A 12,791-nucleotide genomic window follows, 5' to 3' on the forward strand; every position below is an offset into this window, starting at 1 on the left:
TCCAGGGTCAGACTTGGAAGAGTTGGGTCCACGGCTGCGCGTCGCTCACCATCGCGATGCGTCCGCCGTCGTGTGAATCCATGTAGATGCCGAAGTGGCCGCCTGCGGTCTCGCGCACATACCGGCGCACCATCGAGCGAATCTCGCGCGAAGCGATGTCGTCAAAGGGCAATTGGTCGAACGGGAAGAAACGGAACTGCGGCGGCAACTCGGCCTGCGAGAGCGGCTGCGCGAGACGTGCCCGGTACATCAGGTAACCGGGATCGTTCTCGGCGGTGTCGAACACCGAGTAGAGGAAAGTGTCGTGCGGCACCAGCGCCAGTTCGCCCCCACCGGCCAGCGGCAGACGCCCGTTGGTCAGGCGCCGTGGCGCGCTGGGCAGCACCCAGCCGCCCTTGCCGTCCTGCGCGAGCAGCAGGCTACCGTCGGCATCGATCAGATAGCCGACGATCATGTCGTGTGACGAAAGCCAGCCCGGCGGCAGCGGGTCCTTCACGTGGGCATAGCGACCACGGCAGAAGCCGAGCGGTGCGGCCGGGCTCGTGCCGAACGCCTGAATCCGGCCGATCAGGATCGCGTGATCGCCTGCGTCGACACGGTCGTGCACCGTGCAGTCGAACCACGTCAGGCAGTCGGTGAGCACGGGGGCGCCGGTGTGAACCACATCGTGCCCCACGGCGGCAAACTTCTCCGCCGACTTCGATGCGAACAGGTTCGACACATCGGTCTGCCCGTCATGCAGCAGATTGACCGCGAAGTGCTCAGTACCCTGAAACACCGGATAACTCGCCGCCCCTTTGCCGACACACACCAGCAACAACGGCGGATCGAGCGAGACGGACGTGAAGGAGTTCGCCGTCATGCCACGCGGGCGACCCTCGTCGTCGCGCGTCGTGACGACGGTGACGCCGGTCACGAACGTGCCAAGTGCGCGGCGCAACGCGACCGGATCGATCGCAGATTGTGCGGATGGTGCGGACTGAGCGTCCGGGTTAGCCGGAGCGGTCGCGCCGTCGGCGTCTGCCGTCTGGCGCTGTTTGGCGACAGCTTGCATGTCGTTCACCTCGAAACGTCATTACGTTGAGGTCAACGATATGCGAGGACTTTTTTGTCAGCTTCCGTCGATTCGCAGGAGAAGTGAAATCATTTACTCTCGATTGCGCGGCAGGGTTTTCATGGATGCCCCGCCGCGCGAGCGCCAGCGCGCGCGGCAGACGCCGATTCCTTCGATGCCGCGGATCCCGTCGGTGACGCCCCTCGCGTGAGCGTATGCAAGTGAATCGCAAGCTCCACCGCGAATCGCCGCTCGGGCGTTTCGACGTCGATGCCGAAGAGTTCCTGAATGCGTGTGAGCCGATAACGCAGTGTCGTCACGTGCAGCCCCATGGCGTCGGCGCAAGGCTGACTGCGGCAACCGGAGCGCAGATAGGCGGCCAGCGTCTCCAGATAAGGGGATCCGGACTGCTTGTCGTGCTCCACCAGCTTGCCGATCGTGCCATCGACGAAGCCGTGAACGTCGGACGAGTCCGCCGCGCCCATGAGCATGGGCAACGGTCCCAGCCCCGGCATATCGAGCGGCCCGCTGCGGCCAAACTTGCGCGCCACGCGAATCATGCGCCAGCAGCGCTCCCACTCGCGCGCCAACGGCTCTAGCCCGTCGCACACGTCGCTCATCACCACGATGGGCTCACGCCCCAGCGAGCGCGCCAACGCCTCGCTCATGCGTCGGGCGAAACGCGTAAGCGCCGCATCGTCGGACGCGCTGTCCTGCGGCACCAGACACACCAGCCCGCCTCCCACCGTCACGACATGCAGGGACACATTCAACTGACGCGCCAGCAACTCCACCGTGCTATGGCTCTCCAGCGACAAATGACCTGCTGCCCGTCCCACCTCGGCTTGCCCGAGTTGATCGGGATAGTCGACGACCATCATGCGCAGCGGCGCATCCAGCGCCACGCCGAGACGGCGCGCGCGACCCAGCGCATCGTCCTCGTCGCGCCAGCGGCGTTCGACGATTTCGAAGAACAATTCGGTCAGCGTGCGCGTCTCGAAACGGAACCGCACGACGCTGCGCATCAATTGGACGCTCAATGCAAAGCGCGCGCTTTCCAGCAGCAATTGCTGAAGGTCGCCCGGGGCTTCGTCGCCGAAGGTAAGCAATGCGCCGACGAGATCGTCGTCGACGCTCAGAGGCTCGATGGCCGCACTGACGGTGGGTTGGCCCGACTGCCGCCCGAGCGGCACGTCGAGACGCGACTGTCGGTAGCGCTGGAGTGCATCGCGCACGGCGCCGCCGAGCTCTCGCCCCTGCGCGCCGGAAAGCCATCGTGTCCAGGCGGCATCGTCCATTTGCGACGGTACCGGCGAGGCCGAAGCGTGCCACTGATTCGCAAGGAAATCGATCACGAGGACAGGCCGACCGAGCAACTCGCCCAGCGACGACGTCAACTGCTCGAGCGAGCCGCCCGCAAGCACGTCGCCAAGGAGCGTGCGTTGCGCTTCGAGCGTGCGTTGCAGTCGCTCGTGCGCCATGACCTGCGCGCGCTGACGGTGCGCCCGCTCGACGGCGATCGCCCCGAGATGCACGACCGTCGACATGAACGTCAGATCGTCGTCGCCGACGTCGCGTACCTTGCGCGAGGCGACGGTCAGCACCATCGGGTGCCCTTGCGTATCGCGCGACGCCATGGGCAGCACGAGTACCGTGCGATAGCCGCGCTCGTGCGCCTCACGCCGATAGCCGGGGAATTGCGTGCTCTCGAGCGCGTCGCGAATGTAGACCGGTTCGTTCGTCTGCAACGCGATGAGCGAAGGACTGGTCGCAAGCTCCCAGCGGTCTTCGACGTGCTGCGGCAGCATGCTCGTCTCGTAGCGCGTAATCACGAGTCCGTAGCCATGCGCGAGATCGATGCTCATCACCGAGCCGAGATCCCAACCGCCTTGTTGCACCGCGCAACGCACGAGGTCGCGAAACAGCGCCTCGATGTCTTCGTCGTTGCTGATCTGACTGGCGACATGGCGCAACGCCATGAGCCGCTGGTGTTGTTCCGGCATTGTCTGTCTCCTTGCCTGCGGAAAATCTACACCAAAGCGTCGGAAGAAAAAAAAGATCTTCCGACGATCCGGGGGAAGACCCGGCCCCCGCTGCGCAATAGCATGGGTCACATCGGCAAGACTCCGATGTTTGCCGCCCGCGCCTCAGTTCGTCAGCGCACCTCCCCGACACCGCCACGCCGCACTCGCGGCGGGTTTTTGCACCGCAACAGGAGACACCCGTGAAACAAGAGCTGCGCAAGATCGCCACCTTTGTCGAGACGACCTACCGTGAAGGCGGCAAGGCGGCCGCCGACCCCGTCACGACCGTCGTCGTCGCCGCCGTGATTCGTAATCCGTGGGCGGGTCTTGGCTTCGTAGAGAACCTGCGTCCCGAGATCCTTCGTCTGGCGCCCGAACTTGGCGCACTCATGACGCAACGTCTCGTCGAAGTAATGCCCGGCGATCGTGTCCAGGCCTACGGCAAGGCCGCCGTCGTCGGCACCAACGGCGAGATCGAACACGCCTCCGCCATCATCCACACGCTGCGCTTCGGCAATCTGTTTCGCAGCGCGGTGAGCGGCACGGCATTCCTGCCCTTCACCAACACACGCGTCGGCCCCGGCGCGCTGGTGTCGGTGCCGATGATCCACAAGTCGGAAACCGGCAAACGCTCGCACTTCATCACCGCCACGTTTCAGATGACGGACGCACCGGCTGCCGACGAAATTCTGCTGGCCATCGGGGCGGCAGACGGCGGTCGTGTACACCCGCGCATCGCCGACCGCTTCCAGGACATGGAAGAGATGGCGAACGACGCAGCGACTACTGCCTGAGCGAGCGCACGATGCCGCCTGTCATTGCCTTCCTTAGCCGGATGTCCGCCGAGTATCAGCGTCCCTATCTGGACGCCCTGCGTGCGGCACTGCCGGGCGACATCGTCGCGCCGCTCGCCGAGCTTTCGACCGTCCAGCGCGAACAGGTGTCGGTTGCCATCGTCGCGAATCCGGACCCGGCCGACCTCGCCGATCTCCCCGGCCTTTTGTGGATCCAGAGTCTCTGGGCCGGTGTCGAATCGCTCGTCAGCATGCTACCGGTGGGCAGCCCGCCGATCATGCGGCTGATCGATCCGGAAATGTCTCGCACGATGGCCGAGGCCGTGCTCGCCTGGACCTACTACCTGCAACGCGACATGCCGCGTTACGCGAAGCAGCAGGCGCGGCACGAATGGCGGCAGCAGGCGTATCGCAAGCCCTCGCAAACGGGCGTCGGCTTACTCGGGCTCGGTGAACTCGGTCAGGCGGCTGCCGCAAGGCTGCGCGATGCCGGGTTCACCGTTCGTGGCTGGAGCCGCTCGCCCAAGGCACTCGACGGCATCGAAACCCTTGCGGGGGACGACGGACTCGAAGCGATGCTCGCCGCGAGCGACATCGTCGTGAGCCTGATCCCATTGACGGCTCAGACGCGCGGCATGCTCGACGCCCGGCGTCTGAATCTGATGAAGCCGGGTGCCGCACTCATCAACTTCTCGCGAGGTCCCGTCGTTGTGACCGACGCCCTGATCGCGGCGCTCGACCGGGGGCATCTCTCGCATGCCGTGCTCGATGTCTTCGACGCAGAGCCGCTGCCGGTGACGTCGACGCTTTGGGACCACCCGTCGGTCACCGTGCTACCGCACATCTCCGCCCCGACCGATCACGAAACGGCGGCGGCCGTCATCGCCGCCAATCTCCGGGATTTCCGCGCGACGGGTCGCATTCCGGGCAACGTCGATCTGGCGCGGGGGTATTGAGCATGCACCGCAATCACGATGCGCCAGCGCAGCCACCGCGCGTTTATCCCACCGTCGACTTCCATCGGGACGGCGTTCAGCATGGCTTCCTGAAGGTGCCTCACTCGACCGATGCCAGTGCCTGGGGCGCCGTCATGATTCCGATCACCGTGATTCGTCGCGGCGACGGCCCGGTCGCGCTATTCACCGGCGGGAATCATGGCGACGAATACGAAGGCCCGATTGCCTTGTCACGACTGGCGAATGCATTAAAGGCGCCCGATGTAAACGGGACCGTCATCATCGTGCCGTTCATGAATGCGCCCGCGGTGCTTGCGGGAAAGCGCACGTCGCCGCTCGACGGCGGCAATCTCAATCGTGCGTTTCCGGGGCGCGCCGACGGCACCGTCACCGAGCGCATCGCCGATTATTTCTCGCGCTGCCTGCTACCGTTGGCGGACCTCGTGGTCGATATTCATTCCGGCGGCCGCACGCTCGATTTCCTGCCGTTCGCGGCGATCCACGAACTGGCCGATGTAGCGCAACAGGCACGCGCCGACGCCGCAATGCAGGCATTCGGCGCCCCGTACTCCCTGCGCATGCGCGACCCCGATCCGCACGGGCTCTATGACACGGCCGCCGAAGCACAGGGCAAAGTGTTCGTGACGACAGAACTCGGCGGCGGTGGGACGGCCAGCGCGAAAAGCGTCGCGATTGCGCATCGCGGCGTCTACGGCGTGCTGGTGCAGGCGGGTATCGTGGATGTCGATGTCGCGCGGCGAGATGGCGCTGTCCTCGCCCTCGACAAGCCGGTCGTCCAGCTCTCCATGCCGGACGACGACTGCTACGTGACGTGTGAGCATGGCGGCCTGCTGGAGATGCGTCACGATCTCGGTGCGATGGTGCGGCGCGGCGATGTCGTCGCACACATTCACGACGTGACACGCACAGGCACTGCCCCGGTCGAGTACCGCGCGGCGCGCGATGGTATGCTGATCGGCCGACATTTCCCGGGTCGCGTCGGCATGGGCGACATGCTTTGTGTCTTGGCCGACGTGCAGGTCTGACGCGCCGCAGGACCTGAAGGTTTACCTGACCCTCCGTTCCTTCCAGCACTGCGCCTATGGTGAAACTCGACCGCTTCGACATCGCAATTCTTCAGGTGCTGGCCCGTGAGGGTCGCATTACCAAGTCGCGTCTGGCCGAACTGATTCACTTGTCGGTATCGCCCACGTGGGAGCGCGTGCAACGACTCGAGGCGGCAGGCGTCATTCGCGGCTATCGTGCCGACGTCGACTGGAGCGGCGTGGTGCAAGTTAGCCGCATCATCGTAGAAATCACACTCGCGCGACACACCGCGCACGACATGAATCGCTTCGAAGCCCACCTTCGCGAAGCCCCCGAAGTCGTGCAATGTCATGCCACGGGCGGCGGCGTCGACTACATCGTGCACGTGCTCGCGCGCGACATCGACCATTACCAGCGCTTCATCGACGATCTGCTGATGGCCGACTTCGGCATCGAGCGCTACTTCACGTACATCGTCACGAAAGTCGTCAAGGACAACGGCAACGCCATTCCCGGCTGGGTCGATCCGGACTGATCCGCTCGCGCCATCGGGGGTGCAGGTATTTTTCTACGTGACGGCTTCAACTCAGAAAAAAGCCACAGTCCGCCCCCACCGATCAGAAAAAACATCGGCCTCGCGCCCCCGACAATCTCTGCATGACGAACGAATGCCATGCCAGGAGATTGCCGATGCTGCTCGACCACCCGGTGCTATTCAAATCGCTGTGCTACATCGACGGCCGTTGGACGCATAGCGAGGACGCCGCGTCCATCGCCGTTGTCGATCCCGCCGATCAATCCACGCTCGGCCACGTGCCGATGCTCACGCGCGATCAGATTCGCGCTGCCGTCGACGCGGCCCAACGGGCCTTCACCACATGGCGCTGGACGCCCGCCGCACAACGCTGCGCCACCCTGCTCCGCTGGCATGCGCTGATTGAACGACATGCCGACGACCTTGCCATCCTTCTCTCGCGCGAGCAGGGCAAGCCATTGCGCGAGGCGCGCGGGGAAATCGGTTATGGCGCGTCTTTCATCGCGTGGTACGCCCACGAGGCCTGCCGCCTCGATGGCCGCACCATCACCTCCCATATCGACGGCGCCCAACTGGGCACCGTGCGCGAACCGGTCGGCGTCGCCGCACTCATCACGCCCTGGAATTTCCCCTTCGCGATGATTACGCGCAAGGCGGCAGCGGCATTGGCTGCCGGTTGCGCCGTCGTCGTGAAGCCCGCCCATGAAACGCCATTCAGCGCGTTGGCGCTCGCGCAATTGGCCGATGAAGCCGGGCTGCCGCCGGGCCTGTTCAATGTGGTGCTGGGCGAGCCCGATATGGCCATGCGAACCCTCGTGGGCGACGCCCGCGTACGCGCCGTGAGCTTCACCGGTTCGACGCGCGTCGGACAGTTGGTCGCGCAGGCAGCCGCGGCCAGCGGCGTGAAGAAGCTCGCGCTCGAACTCGGCGGGAATGCCCCGTTCATCGTGCTCGACGACGTGGATCTCGACGAGGCCGTGCGTATCGCCGTCGCTGCAAAGTTTCAGACGTCCGGACAAGACTGCTGCGCCGCCAACCGCATCTTCGTCGCGCGCGCGCGTTACGGTGCGTTCGTGGATCGCTACACGCAGGCCGTAGCGAAACTGCGCGTCGGCCCTGCCTTCGCGGAAAACGTCGACGTGGGTCCGCTCATGCATCAGGCGGCATTCGATGCGACCGCCGGGCGTGTGGAAGACGCCCGGCGCAAGGGCGCACAGATCACCGTTGGCGGCGAAGCCCATGCGCTGGGTGGCTGGTTCTACAGTCCCACCGTGGTGGCCGATGCCGCCCCCGGTATGCGCATTTACGACGAAGAGAACTTCGGCCCGATTTCGGCGGTATGCGCGTTCGACTCACTCGACGATGTCATCGCGAAGGCCAACGACACCGAGTACGGCCTCGCCGCCTATGTGTGCGGGCGTCGCGTCGACGAAATCTTCACGCTGATCCGGCGGCTCGACTTCGCCATGGTCAGCGTGAACGGCGTGAAATTCACCGGCGCGCCGGTGCCGTTCGGCGGGATGAAGGCGTCCGGGCTCGGGCGCGAGGGCAGCCTCGACGGCTTCGAACCGTTCACCGAGACCAAGTACTTCTGCCTCGGCAATCTCGGCATCCCCGTGCATCACGCCTGACGCCACGTTTGTCGTCCTCGACGCATTGACGCAATCACGCAATCACGCCCCATCCACCTCATTGCTTCACCTCATCGACATCAAGGAGACATCTCATGGCCGCTTCGACCGACCAATTGTTCGCGCAGGATCGCGCGCACTTCATGCACCCGTCCACCCACGCGGCCGATCACGCAAGCGGCACGCTGCCGGGTAAGATCATCCGCACCGCACAAGGCATGCACATTGAAGATCACGAGGGCCGCCGCTATCTCGACGCCTTCGCTGGCCTTTACTGCGTGAACATCGGCTACGGTCGCACCGAAGTGGCCGACGCCATCCACAAGCAGGCCACCTCGCTCGCCTACTATCACACGTACGTCGGGCATTCGACGGACGCCATCATCGAGCTGTCCAAACGCATCATCGACTGGTCGCCCGCGGGCATGAAGAAGGTGTATTACGGGCTCTCCGGGTCAGACGCCAACGAGACGCAGGTCAAGATCGTCTGGTACTACAACAACGTGCTGGGCCGACCGCAAAAGAAGAAGATCATCTCGCGCGAGCGCGGCTATCACGGCTCGGGCATCGTGACCGGCAGCCTGACGGGTCTGCCGAGTTTTCATCAGCATTTCGATCTGCCTGTTGAGCGCGTGCATCACACCGTGTGTCCTCATTGGTACCGCAAAGCGCCTCAGGGAATGAGCGAGCAGGCATTCGTCGCGCATTGCGTCGAGGAACTCGAAAAGCTCATCGCCCGCGAAGGGGCCGACACGATTGCGGCCTTCATCGGCGAGCCGGTGATGGGCACCGGCGGCATCATTACGCCGCCTGCCGGATATTGGGACGCCATCCAGGCCGTGCTGCGTCGTCACGACATTCTGCTCATTGCCGACGAAGTGGTTTGCGGCTTCGGCCGTCTCGGCTCGCCGATGGGCTCGCAACACTACGGCATGACGCCCGATCTCATCACGATTGCCAAGGGTCTGACCAGCGCCTACGCCCCGCTCTCGGGCGTGATCGTCGGTGAACGTGTCTGGGACGTAATCGAGCGCGGTGCCCGCGAGCACGGCCCGATGGGACACGGCTGGACCTACTCGGGCCATCCGATCTGCGCGGCCGCCGCACTCGCCAATCTCGATATTCTGACGCGCGAGAACCTGACGCAGAACGCCGCCGACGTTGGCCGATACTTCGGTGAGAAGCTGCACGCCGCGTTCGACGCGCATCCGCTCGTCGGGGAAGTGCGCAACGTCGGCATGCTCGCCGCCGTCGAATTCATGGCCGATGGTGCAGCGCGGCAGCCGTTCGATGCCGCCATGAAGATCGGCCCACGTATCTCGGCCGCTGCGCTCGCACGCGGCATGGTCGCGCGTGCCATGCCGCACGGCGACATCCTGGGCTTCGCGCCGCCGCTGATCGCCACGCGGGCGGACGTCGACGAGATGGTGAGCATTGCGCGCGCTGCGGTCGACGACGTGGCAGCGCAGGTGCTGCGCTGAGCGAAATCGGCGGGTCGTGCGGATGATTGCCGCAATGGATCACGGATGACCTGCTGCGCGGGCAACCGGAACGCTCCGGCGCGCGTCGCACGTCGCAATACCGTGCACATCGCAGGACACATCGCGCGCCCTCTCCATCGGTTCGTAGGATGACCTCTCTTTTCGGCGCAGCTTTAATGGGATGACACGGTGGCCTGTTCTGGGGGGACTCAGGGGCCACTTCTCCACTCCCATCCTCCCGAGGTACCGCGCATGTCCATCGAATCGCTGATTGAGGCCGATCGCCAGTTCCTGATCCATCCTGTAGCCGACTACCGCGCGCATGAGGCGCAAGGGGCGACGGTGCTCACCAGCGGCAACGGGGCCTGGCTGCACGATGCCAACGGACACGCGCTGCTCGACGGTTTTGCCGGACTGTGGTGCGTGAATACCGGCTACGGGCAGGCGTCTATCGTCAAGGCCGCCACCGAGCAGTTGAACCGGCTACCTTATGCCACAGGCTATTTCGGCTTCGCTTCGACCCCCGCCATCAAGCTGGCGCAGAAGCTCGTGGAACTCACGCCGCCGTCGTTGCAGCACGTGTATTTCACGCTTGGCGGGTCGGACGCCGTCGACGCCGCCGTGCGCTTCATCACCCATTACTACAACGCCATCGGCAAGCCGTCGAAGAAGCATTTCATCGCGCTGGAGCGTGGATACCACGGCTCGTCGTCGACGGGCGCAGGCCTCACCGCCCTGCCCGCGTTTCACCGTAACTTCGATCTGCCGCTGCCGACACAGCATCACATCGCATCGCCCTATCCCTATCGCAGCGCCACGCCCGACGATCCGCAGGCCATCATTGCCGCGTCGGTCGCCGCGCTCGAAGCCAAGGTCGGCGAGTTGGGGGCCGAACATGTCGCCGCGTTTTTCTGCGAACCGGTGCAAGGCTCCGGCGGCGTGATCGTGCCGCCCAAGGGCTGGCTGCGCGCCATGCGAGACGCCTGCAAGAAGCTCGACATTCTGTTCGTCGCCGACGAAGTCATCACCGGATTCGGTCGCACCGGCCCGATGTTCGCCTGCGAAGCGGAAGACGTATCTCCCGATCTCATGACGCTGGCCAAGGGGCTGACCGCCGGTTATGCGCCGATGGGCGCCGTGCTGATGTCCGACGCCATCTATCAAGCCCTGGCCGATGCCGCACGCGGCACGCCCGTCGGTCACGGACAGACGTACTCGGCGCATCCGGTCAGTGCAGCCATCGGTCTGGCCTGCCTGAAGCTCTACGACGAAGGCGGCTTGCTCGCGAACGGTCAGGCGCAGGCCAAGGCATTCGCCGACGGTCTGGATGCCTTCCTCGACCACCCGCTGGTCGGCGACGCCCGTCATCGCGGCCTGCTCGGTGCGCTCGAACTCGTGGCCGACAAGTCGACACGCCAGCGCTTCGACGCGTCGCTAAAGCTCCCCGAGCGGATCGGCGCTGCCGCCTATCGCAACGGTGTGATCTTCCGCGCGTTCGGCGACAACATTCTCGGCTTTGCGCCCGCCCTGTGCTACACGGCGGACGACGTCGCCGAACTCTTCGCCCGCGTGCGCACGACACTCGACGAAGTACTCGACGCCGCCGATGTGCGCGCCGCCTTGCGCGCTTGATGTCCGCTGATGGATCTGCTGATGGATCTGCTGATGGATCAGTTGATGCGCCACGGCTGCGCCCGATAACTTCTGCCCCGCTTTCCCGGAGACTCATTCGAATGTCGCTTTCCCTGTCACGCCCCGATTTGATGCGCCGTCAGAACCTGATCAACGGCGAATGGACCGACGCCCGCGATGCCGGTCGCTACGCCGTGCACGACCCTGCCAGCGATGCGTTGCTGGCAGACGTTGCCGACAGTACGGCCACCGATGCCCGCGCCGCCACCGACGCCGCCTACCGTGCGCTGCCCGCGTGGCGCGCCAAGCTGCCGCGAGAACGCGCCGAAGTGCTCAAGCGCTGGCACGCACTGATACTTGCGAACGCCGACGATCTGGCCCGGATCATCTCGCTTGAGCAAGGCAAACCGCTGGCAGAGGGGCGTGGGGAAGTGGCGTATGGAGCGTCGTACGTCGACTGGTTCGCCGGGGAAGCGACGCGTGTCTATGGCGACCTGATTCCGCAACAACAGCCCGGCAAGCGCATGTCGGCGGTGAAGGAGCCCATTGGCGTCGTCGCCGCCATTACGCCTTGGAATTTCCCGCTCGCGATGATCGCCCGCAAGATCGCCCCGGCGCTGGCCGTGGGCTGCACCGTGGTTGCCAAGCCCGCCGAAGACACGCCACTCACGGCGCTCGCCCTCGCGGCGCTGGCCCTCGAAGCCGGCGTGCCGCCGGGCGTGCTGAACATGATCACGGCGTCGCGCGCACAAGGCATTGACGCCGTGGCAGATTGGCTCGCCGACGAACGCGTGCGCAAGGTGACCTTCACCGGATCGACTGCGGTCGGGGTACATCTCGCACGCGAATCGGCGGGCACGCTCAAGAAGCTGTCGCTCGAACTCGGCGGGAATGCGCCGTTCATCGTGTTCGACGATGCCGACCTCGACGCGGCAGTCACGGGCCTGATGGCGTCGAAGTTCCGCAATGGCGGACAAACGTGCGTGTGCCCGAATCGGGTGTATGTGCAAGCAGGTGTCTACGACCGGTTCGCTGAGTTGCTGTCTCAGCGTGTGAGTGCGCTGCATGTGGCACCGGCCAGCGACGCGCAGGCGCAAATCGGCCCGATGATCAATCGTCGGGCCGTGGAGAAGATCAGTCGTCATGTCGACGATGCGCGCTCGCATGGCGCCCGCACGCTGACCGGTGGCACGACGCTGCCGTCGCTCGGGCCGCACTACTTCGCACCGACCGTGCTGGCCGATGTGAACGACGAGATGCTCGTCAGCCGCGAGGAGACCTTTGGGCCGGTGGTACCGCTGTTCCGTTTCGACACTGAGGATGAAGTGATTCAACGCGCCAACGACACGCCGTTCGGGTTGGCCGCCTACTTCTACACGCAGAACATGCGCCGTGCCGAGCGAGTGGCACGGCGTCTCGAAGCCGGTGTCATCGGCATGAACGAAGGCGCCGTCTCGAGCGAAGCCGCGCCGTTCGGTGGCGTGAAGTCCTCCGGCTATGGACGTGAGGGCTCCAAGTATGGGCTCGACGACTATCTGTCCATCAAGTACATCTGCCAGGGCGGGCTGGATTGATGACACTACCCGGCCATCGTGCGCAGCGTCGCCCCCGCGTAGCTTGCTACGACGGGAAGCTTT

The 12,791-nt window shown here is 65.0% G+C and carries 10 protein-coding genes; 8 read left to right on the forward strand and 2 right to left on the reverse strand.

The genetic code is table 11. The features are described 5' to 3' along the window. Positions 1-7: 7 nt before the first annotated feature. Both NTU39_RS19945 and NTU39_RS19950 read right to left on the reverse strand, forming a co-directional pair. Positions 8-1,054 carry a flavin reductase gene (locus NTU39_RS19945; RefSeq protein WP_308340599.1) on the reverse strand — a complete coding sequence of 349 codons (1,047 nt, stop codon included), beginning with the start codon at positions 1,052-1,054 and terminating at the stop codon, positions 8-10. A 119-nt stretch (positions 1,055-1,173) separates the two neighbouring features. Further along, positions 1,174-3,057: a helix-turn-helix domain-containing protein gene (locus NTU39_RS19950; protein ID WP_150665922.1), complete on the reverse strand. Its 1,884-nt coding sequence runs from the start codon at positions 3,055-3,057 to the stop codon at positions 1,174-1,176. Between the two features lie 221 nt (positions 3,058-3,278). Here NTU39_RS19950 and NTU39_RS19955 point away from each other — a divergent pair, with 221 nt between their 5' ends. From NTU39_RS19955 to NTU39_RS19990, 8 genes are all read left to right on the forward strand, one after another. Then, a complete protein-coding gene (locus NTU39_RS19955; RefSeq protein ID WP_150665921.1) occupies positions 3,279-3,872 on the forward strand; it encodes an amino acid synthesis family protein in 594 nt (197 codons plus the stop codon). 11 nt (positions 3,873-3,883) lie between these two features. Beyond that, a complete protein-coding gene (locus NTU39_RS19960) occupies positions 3,884-4,828 on the forward strand; it encodes a 2-hydroxyacid dehydrogenase (protein WP_257958381.1) in 945 nt (314 codons plus the stop codon). Positions 4,829-4,830: 2 nt separating this feature from the next. Next, positions 4,831-5,874 (forward strand): N(2)-acetyl-L-2,4-diaminobutanoate deacetylase DoeB, encoded by a 1,044-nt coding sequence (gene doeB / locus NTU39_RS19965; RefSeq protein ID WP_150665919.1) that lies wholly within the window; start codon positions 4,831-4,833, stop codon positions 5,872-5,874. A gap of 56 nt (positions 5,875-5,930) precedes the next feature. Continuing rightward, complete coding sequence (locus tag NTU39_RS19970; protein ID WP_257958383.1) at positions 5,931-6,410, forward strand: Lrp/AsnC family transcriptional regulator; 480 nt, start codon at positions 5,931-5,933, stop codon at positions 6,408-6,410. A gap of 155 nt (positions 6,411-6,565) precedes the next feature. After that, a complete protein-coding gene (locus NTU39_RS19975; protein ID WP_257958384.1) occupies positions 6,566-8,041 on the forward strand; it encodes an NAD-dependent succinate-semialdehyde dehydrogenase in 1,476 nt (491 codons plus the stop codon). A gap of 95 nt (positions 8,042-8,136) precedes the next feature. Continuing rightward, positions 8,137-9,522 carry an aspartate aminotransferase family protein gene (locus NTU39_RS19980; RefSeq protein WP_257958386.1) on the forward strand — a complete coding sequence of 462 codons (1,386 nt, stop codon included), beginning with the start codon at positions 8,137-8,139 and terminating at the stop codon, positions 9,520-9,522. 252 nt (positions 9,523-9,774) lie between these two features. Next, positions 9,775-11,154, forward strand: a complete 1,380-nt coding sequence (locus NTU39_RS19985; protein WP_257958387.1) for an aspartate aminotransferase family protein — start codon at positions 9,775-9,777, stop codon at positions 11,152-11,154. A 101-nt stretch (positions 11,155-11,255) separates the two neighbouring features. After that, a complete protein-coding gene (locus NTU39_RS19990) occupies positions 11,256-12,728 on the forward strand; it encodes an NAD-dependent succinate-semialdehyde dehydrogenase (protein ID WP_150665914.1) in 1,473 nt (490 codons plus the stop codon). The last annotated feature ends 63 nt before the right edge of the window (positions 12,729-12,791 follow it).

Origin of the sequence: Pandoraea commovens, assembly GCF_024704525.1 — a bacterium.
Lineage (GTDB): Bacteria > Pseudomonadota > Gammaproteobacteria > Burkholderiales > Burkholderiaceae > Pandoraea > Pandoraea commovens.

What these genes read in the sequence shown, in the direction of transcription:
- NTU39_RS19980 (WP_257958386.1), top strand. Translation starts at nt 8,137, where the DNA reads ATGGCCGCTTCGACCGACCAATTGTTCGCGCAGGATCGCGCGCACTTC.
- NTU39_RS19960 (WP_257958381.1), top strand. Translation starts at nt 3,884, where the DNA reads ATGCCGCCTGTCATTGCCTTCCTTAGCCGGATGTCCGCCGAGTATCAG.
- NTU39_RS19950 (WP_150665922.1), bottom strand. Translation starts at nt 3,057, where the DNA reads ATGCCGGAACAACACCAGCGGCTCATGGCGTTGCGCCATGTCGCCAGT.
- NTU39_RS19985 (WP_257958387.1), top strand. Translation starts at nt 9,775, where the DNA reads ATGTCCATCGAATCGCTGATTGAGGCCGATCGCCAGTTCCTGATCCAT.
- NTU39_RS19970 (WP_257958383.1), top strand. Translation starts at nt 5,931, where the DNA reads ATGGTGAAACTCGACCGCTTCGACATCGCAATTCTTCAGGTGCTGGCC.
- NTU39_RS19990 (WP_150665914.1), top strand. Translation starts at nt 11,256, where the DNA reads ATGTCGCTTTCCCTGTCACGCCCCGATTTGATGCGCCGTCAGAACCTG.
- NTU39_RS19945 (WP_308340599.1), bottom strand. Translation starts at nt 1,054, where the DNA reads ATGCAAGCTGTCGCCAAACAGCGCCAGACGGCAGACGCCGACGGCGCG.
- NTU39_RS19975 (WP_257958384.1), top strand. Translation starts at nt 6,566, where the DNA reads ATGCTGCTCGACCACCCGGTGCTATTCAAATCGCTGTGCTACATCGAC.
- doeB (WP_150665919.1), top strand. Translation starts at nt 4,831, where the DNA reads ATGCACCGCAATCACGATGCGCCAGCGCAGCCACCGCGCGTTTATCCC.